The following is a 6,580-nucleotide window of genomic DNA, read 5'->3' as shown; positions in this document are numbered from 1 at the left end:
CGCTACAGGCGCCGGTGCAACGAGGACGGCATCCAGTTCAAAAAGAACCTGCGGGTGGACAACATCGGCATCGTGCTTGAAAAGCCCTACGAGGATGCAAGGACTAAATAGGCGGGCAGGGTGAAAATAGCCAAAATGACGACTTCGGACCCCACTGGCGGCGACAAGGTAGTCTATTTTGGAGTCATCAACATTAACGAGGGAGGCAGGACACTGGGGTCGGTGGACATCTGGCGCAGCCTGCTGACAAAAGAGATGTTTTGCGAGGAAAAGCGCCTGGGCATCCTCGACATCGTCGACTATATCGGCATGCCCAAGAAAAAGCCAGAGGAAGAGTGGGCAGTCGCGGTCAGCCGCAAGCGCAAGGGCCATTTCAGGTGGAAGCTGGTCAAACTGGTAAAGGAAGGGCGGTTCAGGTTCGAAGACGCCGACGAAAAGGCCGTCGAGTTTGACGTCAAGAACTTTGTGGTGGCCGACCCGGAATGGTGGAGCTTTTTGGTCAAGGAAAACGTCAACCGCAACGTAGAGGTTGAAGGCAAGTAATGATGCGCGATGACGACGTCCCAGTCACTGTTTTTGTGAGCAACGCGCAGGGGAGCGAAGTCGCCGCAAAACTGTTCGGCTATTTCGTGCTGCAGGGCAAAGAGTTCAGGTTCAAGGCTATCGCGTTTGGCAGGATCGGCGGCCACAACGCCAGCGTGACGATAGCCAAGACGGTGCTTGCAAAGGTGGCCAAGATGGGCGTCGACCCCGAGGCGCTGATAATGACCATCCAGCGCAAGATAGTGGAAGGCGACGTTACCCTGCCGGAAGGAATAAAACCGCCGTCATAATAGCGAGCCTTCGAGCGCGCTTTCGCACGCGCATTTTACGCGCTCTTTGGGAACAGCCGGTATCAGCTCGGCCAGCAGCTTTTTCGTCTTCTCTACGTTCTTGTGCAAAGTCTCGATGACTTCCTTGGACGTCACCGGCATGTCGGCCCACACGTCGAAATCAGTAACCGTGGCTATTGACAGGTAGCACATTTCCGCCTCGCGCGCAAGGCTGCACTCGGGCACGAGCGTCATACCAATGATGTCGGCCTTCATCACGTCGCGGAAGAATTTCGACTCTGCCCGGGTTGAAAACCGCGGCCCCTCGACGCAGACGTACGTCGCCTTTTGCTGGAACGTGAACCCCAGTTTCCCAATCACGTCAGTCGCGATTGTGCGCAGGTCGGGGCAGAACGGGTCTGCCATCGAAATGTGCGCCACCTGCCCGCCGTCGTAAAATGTATAGTTCCGGCCCTTGGTAAAGTCGATGAACTGGTCTGGCAGCGCAATGTCGCCGGGCTTGTAGTCAAAGCTTAAACTGCCGACCGCGGAAGGTGCGACTATGCGCTTGACGCCCAGCTGCTTTAGCGCCCAGATGTTGGCCCGCGCGTTTATCCTGTGGGGCGGGATGCGGTGGCACTTGCCGTGCCTCGGGATGAACGCCACTTTTCTGCCCGCGTACTCGCCTATCGTGACTGCGTCAGACGGCTCGCCGTACGGCGTGTGGACCTTGACTTCTTTTTTGTCGCTGAAAAGGCCAGAGTCATAGACGCCGGTGCCGCCGATGATGCCAATGTCCGCGCTTTCTGCCATCAGTCATACACCACCAGCGACTCTACCTTGTAGCCCATGTCGCGCAGCCTGTCGGCGCCCTTTAGCCCTGCCAGCTCTATGACAAACCCAAACCCTGCGACCTTGGCGCCCAGCTCCTCGATGAGCTGCGCCGCCGCGACTGCCGTGCCGCCGGTCGCTATCAGGTCGTCTGCCACGAGCACCTTCTGCCCCCTCTTTACCGCGTTATTCTGAATCTCCATCGTGGCGCTTCCGTACTCGATGTCGTACGACTTTTTTATCGTGGTTCCGGGGAGCTTGCCGGCCTTGCGGATCATGACCACGCCCTTGCCGGCCTTTATGCCGACTGCGGTCGCTACTACGAAACCTCTGGACTCGATGCCCGCGACAGAGTCAAACCTTGATTTTGAAAACTTTTTGTAAAACTCGCTGGCGATGAATTTCAGCGCTGCAGGATTACGGAACACGGGGTTGATGTCGCGGAAAAGTATGCCCGGCTTTGGAAAATCTGGATGCTTTGTTATTATCCTGTCAAGGTTTACCTTGGAGGCCACGAAATCTATGCGATCTTGCGGCGGTAAAAAAGATTGCGAAGTCAGCCCCAGCTTACTGCTGTCTTTATACGGCTGGGGTGCGAAATGGAGCCGTGAACGCAGAGCAGGCCGTCTTTGCAGCAAAGGTGGCGCACCTGAAGGACTTTAACGAGGCGCTAGAGCTGGTCAAGTCAGCGGTATTTCAGAAATTCCGGATGCACAGGGCCGGCCTTTCGCTCGTGCTGCAGGTGATGCCGACGAACCTCGGCGCCTACCACATACTGGGGTCGAACATCATCGCCATGAACAGCTACGTCCTTGCAGCGATAAAGAACCTGTCCGGCTCGGACACGGAATACAACTCGTACCTGTTCATGGTGCTTGCGCACGAATACCTCCACAGCCTCGGCCTCGTGGACGAAAACACTGTGCGCCAGATGACCTACGACCTCTGCAAGGCGATGCTTGGCGACGACCACGGCTCTACGAAAATGGCCAAGGAAGACCCGTCGTCGCTGTTTCCGCAGCTGCGAAACATGGTGCAGACGCAGTTTGGCCGCGACTTTCAGCTGGTCAAGAACTTTGACACGGCAAGCCAGGGCTACATACAATAATAGTCATGCCGGATCTGGCTCACGCGGCTTTTTCCTCGACCTGCCATAAACGACCATCAGGCCCGCGCAGATAAAGCCGATTATCTCTGGTATCATGAAAAGCCAGAACCTCCTTTCAGGCGGGGCGTAATAGTCCGACAGGCTTGCGACCGGCCCGCCCACGAGGCCGCCAAACAGGCCTGCCACTATGGCCGCGGTGATGACCTTTTCCCGGTCCACCGGGTATTTCCGTGGCGGGGGCGCATAAGGGTTGGCCCAAATTGCCGGCTAATGCGGTCAACATGCACGGCAATTTGTGCGAAAACCGCAACATTTCGCTGGTTATCAGAACCGAGAACCTATAAATAAGATGCAGGCAAAGTACCTCATTATGCCTATCAAGAACGGGGCTGAATACGTCGAGAGCCTGAGGGGAAGGAAGGTCAAAGTCTACCTCTTTAATGAGCTTGTAAAAGAGCCGGTAGACCACCCGATGATCCGCCCGTCTATCAACGCCGTTGCGGCTACCTACGACATTGCAAACGAGGAGCCAGAGATGGCGGCGGCAAAGTCGTCCATTTCAGGGCACAATGTGAACCGCTTTTTACATATCGCCGAGAGCGCCGACGACCTTGTCAACCAGAACAAGATGCAGCGGCGCCTGGGGCAGCTTACCGGCACCTGCTTTCAGCGCTGCGTGGGCATGGACGCACTGAACTCGTTATATTCAACAACTTTTGAAATCGACCAAAAGTACAAGACGCCGTACCACAGGCGCCTAATAGACTTCATAAAGATGATCCAGCGCGAGAATTTCGTGATAGGCGGCGCGATGACGGACACCAAGGGCGACCGCAGCCTCTCGCCTTCCCAGCAGCCGGACCCTGACATGTTCCTTCACATCGTCAAGAGGGACAAGAAAGGCGTCTACGTGACCGGCGCCAAGGCGCACCAGACGGGATGCATCAACTCGCACTGGATAATCGTCATGCCGACCATGCGCTTGAAGGCTGAGGACAAGGACTATGCCATCGTGGGCGCGGTGCCGGTCGACGCGCCGGGCATCACCTACATCTATGGCAGGCAGTCGTGCGACACACGGAGCATGGAAGAAGGCGACATGGACGCGGGCAACAGCAAGTTCGCCGGGCAGGAGGCCATGATCGTGTTTGAAGACGTTTTCATTCCAAACGAGCTGATATTCATGGACGGCGAATACGACTATGCCGCGATGCTAGTGGAGCGCTTTACGTGCTACCACAGGCGCTCGTACGTCTGCAAGACCGGCCTTGGCGACGTGCTGATTGGAGCAGCGGCTGCAATCGCGGACTATAACGGCGTGGCAAGCGCGTCGCACATCCGGGACAAGCTTGTCGAGATGACGCATCTCAACGAGACGATATTTGGGACAGGCATCGCCTCGTCCTACCAGGCTCACAAGACGGCCTCGGGCAACTGGCAGAACGACGACATGCTGGCAAACGTCTGCAAGCACAACGTCACCCGCTTTCCGTACGAGATCGGGCGCCTGGCGCAGGACATCGCCGGCGGCCTCATGGTGACGATGCCGTCAGAGAAGGACTTTCGCGGCAAGGTGACCGGCCCGATACTGGAAAAATACCTGAAAGGCCGCAAGGGCGTGTCGACAGAGAACAGGGTAAGGATACTTCGCCTCATCGAGAACATGACGCTTGGCAGAAACGCAGTGGGATACCTGACAGAATCGATGCACGGCGCCGGCTCGCCACAGGCGCAGAGAATCCAGATTGCGCGCCAGATGCAGCTGGAATACAAGAAAAAGCTTGCCAAGGACCTTGCCAATGTGAAAGAGGGTGAGGCTGCCGAAACAGCGCAAGAGAGCACTGAATATTTTGACAAGATATTTGGGGCCGGCAAGAAAAAGAAGGCCAAATAACCTTCTTTCTCCTGCTTACTTTTGGTTAGCTCTTTTATATAGCTGCAGGTTCTAGCCTAGCCACTATGCCAAGACCAGTTCACTTTGACATGACTGCAGACAACCCCGAAAGGGCTATACAGTTCTACCAGAGCGTATTTGGATGGAAGTTTGCCAGGTGGGACGGCCCTATGGAATACTGGATGGCCACCACCGGCGACGAGAAGGAGCCCGGCATCAACGGCGGCATCTCTAAACGCGGCCAGGGCGGGATGCCTGCCATGAACACGATAGGCGTGCCGGACATTGACCAGTTCTCGAAAAAGGTGCAGGAAGGCGGGGGCAAGGTCGTTCAGCCCAAGATGCCGGTGCCGGGCGTCGGCTGGTATGCAGCCTGCCAGGACACGGAGGGCAACATATTTGGCCTCATGCAGATGGATGAGAAGGCCAAGTAACCCTGCAGGCAGGCGCGATGAGGCGCCTGCCGTAAAGGATTATTTATCAGTTTCACGCTATACTATCATCTTTGGGGTTGTTGTGAGTGAAATTAAATGAAGCCCAGATCGAGGATCTGACAGGCAAGGTTTTCAGGACTATAGTCTCAAACGGCAAGGACGGGATCCTGCAGTCCGAGCTCTGGAAAGAGCTCGACCTGACAAGCCGCGACGGCTCGCGGGTGGCAATACGCCTTGAGCGCCGGGCCCTCATACGCAGGGAAAAGATGCTTGAAAACGGCCGGTGGACCTACAAGCTTTTTGCGACGAAACTGCCGATAGATACCAGCAGCATAGAGAACGCGCCGTGCCTCACGTGCCAGTACGAGCACATGTGCTCGTTGGAAGGCTCGTACAGCCCGATAACGTGCGGCTACATCGAGACCTGGCTCGTCCAGTCCCTCGATTCGGCAAACCAGAAAAGGCAGGCCCCACCTGAAGAAAAGGCATGAGGCTTGCAGACGCCAGGCGCGACCATTACCGCAAGCTGGCCAAGGACCAGGGCTACAGGAGCAGGGCGGCTTACAAGCTAAAGCAGCTGGACGATTCTTACCACTTGCTAAAACGCAATTATAGAGTTGTAGATATCGGCTGCGCCCCGGGAGGCTGGGTCCAGGTGGCTGCAAAACAAGTCGGCGCAGCCGGCAGGGTCGTCGGCATCGACTTGAAGGCAGTAGAGCCGGTTGCAGGCGCCACCATCCTGGAAGGGAGCATCGACGACCCGGCGGCGATTGCAAAGATAGTCGAGGAGCTTGGCGAGCGCGCCGACGTGGTCCTGTCGGACCTTGCGCCAAACGTGAGCGGGATGTGGGAAGTCGACCACGCCCGGCAGATAGACCTGACCCGGAGCGCGCTCGCCCTTGCCCGGCAGGTATTGAGGGGAGGAGGCAGCGCGGTGTTCAAGGTGTTTGAGGGCGAATTCATGAAGGAGCTAAAGGGCGAGATGGCGGCGAGCTTTGGCAAGGTGCTTGTCAGCAAGCCCACCGCAAGCCGGCAGGAAAGTTCAGAGCTGTACCTCGTCTGCCTCAATTTTGCAAAGAACTGAGGTTTCTCTCAATATTTTCAACAAACCAAATACCCTCAACTAAAGTTGATTAAATTAATTAACCTGTTTGCTCAACCCGTAAAACGTCCACGAAATGCCCCAAGAGCCAGTCGAATACCAGCGCAACCACAAGCTGGAAGTGCCCAAGGGTCCCGAAGCTGCCCAGAGCAGGCTCCTCGTGCTCTGCATAGACCGAGACGACGACATTGGGACAAAGGGAGGCATCGAGACGCCAATCGTGGGCCGCGACCAGTGCATAAACGCCGGCACGAGGCTCGCGATTGAGGATCTTGAAGACGCCGACGGCAACGCGATATTTGGCGCCGTCAAAACATATGAAGAATTGATAAGCAAGGGCTATAACGCAGAGGTCGCGGTGGTGGCAGGCAAGTTCAACCGCGGCGTCGAGGCTGACGA

The 6,580-nt window shown here is 56.6% G+C and carries 11 protein-coding genes; 8 read left to right on the top strand and 3 right to left on the bottom strand.

The annotated features are described in order from the left end of the window. Nucleotides 1-120 precede the first annotated feature (120 nt). On the top strand, nucleotides 121-543 hold the full coding sequence (locus ACREAY_RS08800; RefSeq protein WP_431755399.1) for a hypothetical protein: 423 nt from the start codon (nucleotides 121-123) through the stop codon (nucleotides 541-543). Beyond that, a complete protein-coding gene (locus ACREAY_RS08795; RefSeq protein ID WP_431755398.1) occupies nucleotides 543-833 on the top strand; it encodes a hypothetical protein in 291 nt (96 codons plus the stop codon). Before ACREAY_RS08800 ends, ACREAY_RS08795 begins: the two co-directional genes overlap by 1 nt. On the opposite strand, the gene ACREAY_RS08790 is transcribed toward ACREAY_RS08795, so the two are convergent. Then, a complete protein-coding gene (locus ACREAY_RS08790; RefSeq protein WP_431755397.1) occupies nucleotides 828-1,625 on the bottom strand; it encodes an S-methyl-5'-thioadenosine phosphorylase in 798 nt (265 codons plus the stop codon). The two genes, ACREAY_RS08795 and ACREAY_RS08790, sit on opposite strands and share 6 nt — an antisense overlap. Further along, nucleotides 1,625-2,158 (bottom strand): adenine phosphoribosyltransferase, encoded by a 534-nt coding sequence (locus tag ACREAY_RS08785; RefSeq protein WP_431755396.1) that lies wholly within the window; start codon nucleotides 2,156-2,158, stop codon nucleotides 1,625-1,627. Before ACREAY_RS08785 ends, ACREAY_RS08790 begins: the two co-directional genes overlap by 1 nt. Nucleotides 2,159-2,250: 92 nt before the next feature. On the opposite strand from ACREAY_RS08785, the gene ACREAY_RS08780 reads away from it, so the two are divergent. Beyond that, on the top strand, nucleotides 2,251-2,751 hold the full coding sequence (locus ACREAY_RS08780; protein WP_431755395.1) for a hypothetical protein: 501 nt from the start codon (nucleotides 2,251-2,253) through the stop codon (nucleotides 2,749-2,751). Between the two features lie 3 nt (nucleotides 2,752-2,754). On the opposite strand, the gene ACREAY_RS08775 is transcribed toward ACREAY_RS08780, so the two are convergent. Beyond that, on the bottom strand, nucleotides 2,755-2,970 hold the full coding sequence (locus tag ACREAY_RS08775; RefSeq protein WP_431755394.1) for a hypothetical protein: 216 nt from the start codon (nucleotides 2,968-2,970) through the stop codon (nucleotides 2,755-2,757). A 151-nt stretch (nucleotides 2,971-3,121) separates the two neighbouring features. Here ACREAY_RS08775 and ACREAY_RS08770 point away from each other — a divergent pair, with 151 nt between their 5' ends. The 5 genes from ACREAY_RS08770 to ACREAY_RS08750 form a co-directional block, all read left to right on the top strand. Then, nucleotides 3,122-4,645, top strand: a complete 1,524-nt coding sequence (locus tag ACREAY_RS08770; RefSeq protein ID WP_431755393.1) for a 4-hydroxyphenylacetate 3-hydroxylase family protein — start codon at nucleotides 3,122-3,124, stop codon at nucleotides 4,643-4,645. A gap of 65 nt (nucleotides 4,646-4,710) precedes the next feature. Further along, nucleotides 4,711-5,079 (top strand): VOC family protein, encoded by a 369-nt coding sequence (locus ACREAY_RS08765; RefSeq protein ID WP_431755392.1) that lies wholly within the window; start codon nucleotides 4,711-4,713, stop codon nucleotides 5,077-5,079. 86 nt (nucleotides 5,080-5,165) lie between these two features. Then, nucleotides 5,166-5,570, top strand: a complete 405-nt coding sequence (locus ACREAY_RS08760) for a helix-turn-helix transcriptional regulator (protein WP_431755391.1) — start codon at nucleotides 5,166-5,168, stop codon at nucleotides 5,568-5,570. After that, nucleotides 5,567-6,163 carry an RlmE family RNA methyltransferase gene (locus ACREAY_RS08755; protein ID WP_431755390.1) on the top strand — a complete coding sequence of 199 codons (597 nt, stop codon included), beginning with the start codon at nucleotides 5,567-5,569 and terminating at the stop codon, nucleotides 6,161-6,163. The genes ACREAY_RS08760 and ACREAY_RS08755 overlap by 4 nt, the downstream gene beginning before the upstream one ends. A 94-nt stretch (nucleotides 6,164-6,257) precedes the next feature. After that, the coding region (locus ACREAY_RS08750; protein WP_431755389.1) for a DUF373 family protein at nucleotides 6,258-6,580 on the top strand (323 nt) is incomplete at its 3' end.

Origin of the sequence: Nitrososphaera sp., assembly GCF_050748925.1 — an archaeon.
Lineage (GTDB): Archaea > Thermoproteota > Nitrososphaeria > Nitrososphaerales > Nitrososphaeraceae > Nitrososphaera.
Note: the sequence above shows the minus strand (reverse complement) of the source record. Positions and strands in the feature narration are given on the sequence as shown.